At 68.3% G+C, this 2,490-nt stretch carries 1 protein-coding gene; it reads right to left on the bottom strand.

From position 1 onward, the window contains the following. A partial coding sequence (locus tag E1294_RS51625) for a condensation domain-containing protein (protein WP_342775168.1) occupies nucleotides 1-2,440 on the bottom strand: 2,440 nt, incomplete at its 3' end. Nucleotides 2,441-2,490: the final 50 nt, after the last annotated feature.

A 2,490-nucleotide genomic window follows, 5' to 3' on the forward strand; every position in this document is an offset into this window, starting at 1 on the left:
TATCCGTGGCATCGAAACCGAACCAATGACCAGTGGCCGCGAACAACCGCAACACCTGCCGGTGCTCAACCACCACACCCTTCGGCCGACCCGTCGACCCCGACGTATAGATCACATAGGCCGCATCACCCTCGACAGGCTCCCCAGCACGTTCGGGGACATCGTCCACATGCAGGACCGGCACCCCGACATCCACCGTCACCGAGCCATTGACCAGCACCACAACCGGAGCCGCATCCTCCAGCACCTGCGCAATCCGCGCCGCCGGATAACCCGGATCCACCGGCACATACGTGCCACCAGCCCGCCACACCCCCAACAACATCGCCGGCAACTCCAACGCCCGCTCCGCACACACCACCACCCGCGAACCGGCCACCACCCCGAGACTCTGCAGACCGGCCGCCACCCGATCAGCGAGCACCCCCAACTCGCCATAGGTCATCCCCCGGCCCTCGTGAACCACCGCGACCGCATCCGGACTCTCCTCGATCCGCGCCCACACCAGAGCATCGACCGTGGTCACGCCGGGCACTGGCACCTCGACCTGCGGATTGAAACCATCCAACAGCCTTGAACGCTCGGCCACAGGCAACACGTCCAGCTCAGCGAGCGCACGATCGCCGGCGGTCAACTCGGTGAGAGCCTGGACCAGCAGCGCGCAGACGTCGGCGGGATCCACCGGGGTGCGGGTCTGCGCCACGACACCGAATCCCGTGCCGTCGTCGTCGATCGAGACGACGAGCGGGTAGTTGGTGCGCTCCTGACTGGACAGCGCCTCGATGCCGGACCAGGCGTCGGTCACGGCATGGCCGGTCTCGACCGGCGCGGTGTTGTGCCGGTAGTTGAGCAGGCTGGTGAACAGCGGGGTGCCGGCCGGGACGCCGCTGCACCGCTGGGCGAGGCTGAGCGGGGCGTGCTCGTGCCGGAGGAGGTCGGTCAGCAGCCGGTGCGTGTCCGCGAGCCCGTCGGAGGTGGTCCGGCCCGTCAGGGCGATGCGGACCGGCAGGGTGTTAATGAACGCCCCAACGCCCCGCCGGTTCCCCTCACCGCTCATCCGACCGAACAGCACGGTCCCGAACACGGCATCGTCGCGGCCGGTCAGCCGGGCCACGACGAGCGCCCAGGCCAGGTGGAACAGCGACGCCGCGGAGACCCCCTCATGGCGGGTCAACGCCCGGACCCGTTCCGCTGTCTCGGCGTCGATCATCGAACGGTTCTCGGTCACGTCTGTGCCGTCGCCATGGACGTCGAGGATTCCGTAGGGCGCGCACGGTTCGTCCACGTCGCCGAGCAGGCCGGTGAAGAAGTCCTCATGCTCGGCTTCGGGAACGCCGAGGACCGCCTGGGCGACGACCTCGCGGTAGGGCACCGGCGGCGGGAGCAGGTCGGCCTGCCCGGCCAGCACGGCGCCGACCTCGCCGACGATGGTCTGCAGTGAAGTGTTGTCGTCGATGACGTGATGCATGAGGATCATCAACAACCAGCGGTCGTTCTCCGCGTCGTAACCGGTGAAGGCACGCAGCAGCGGCGCTTCGGTGAGATCCATCCGGTGGTGAAGGGCGTCCACGTCACCAGCGGGACCGAGGGCCAGCTCTTCGACGGCCAGCTCCGCCTGCCGCCACACCACCTGAACCGGGCGGGAGATGCCCTCCCAGACCAGCGAGGTCCGCAGCACGTCGTGCCGGTCGATCACCGTCTGGAGCGCGGACAGGAAGCCGTCGAGGCGTTCGCGGGTGTCGATGGCGAGGACGTTCGACAGCACGTAGGCGTCGGCCTTCTCCGCCATCAGATGGTGGAAGAGCATCCCCTCCTGCAACGGCGCCAGGGGGTAAATGTCCTGCACGTTCCCAGTCCCGCCGGGGATCTGCGCGACGATCCGATCGATCTGCTCCTGGCTGAGGTCGACCAGCGGCAGCAGGTCCGGCGTGATCACCGCCGTGTCCTCGCCGATCAGGTTGGCCGGGACCTCGACGGCATCCGCCGGGGCGGTGACAGTGGCCTCGGCCAGGGCCGCGACGGTCGGATGAGCGAACACGGTACGCACACCGGTGACAATCCCGTGTTCACGGACACGTTCCACCAGTGACACCGCAAGTAGGGAGTGGCCGCCGAGCGCGAAGAAGTCGTCGTGCCTCCCGATCTGGTCGACACCCAGCAGTTCCGCCCACACCCGGGCGATCGTCTGCTCGATCTCCCCCTCGGGCTCCTCATAGCCTGCCCGGGCAAAAGCGTCACCGTCCGGAGCGGGCAGCGCCGCCCGATCCACCTTCCCACTCGGGGTCAACGGCATGACCTCGAGCGCGACGAACGCAGCCGGAACCATATAACCCGGAAGCTCGGCCGCAAGGTGCTCGCGCAGACCGGCCGCGTCCACCCCTTCGCCGACGTAGTAGGCGACCAGGTCCTTGTTGACCGCAGCCTGGGACACTCCTGGCACCCGCAGCAGAGCGGCCTCGATCTCGCCCAGCTCGACCCGGTAGCCACGGA

The organism is Nonomuraea diastatica (assembly GCF_004349015.1).
In the GTDB taxonomy this organism is placed as follows: Bacteria; Actinomycetota; Actinomycetes; order Streptosporangiales; family Streptosporangiaceae; genus Nonomuraea; species Nonomuraea diastatica.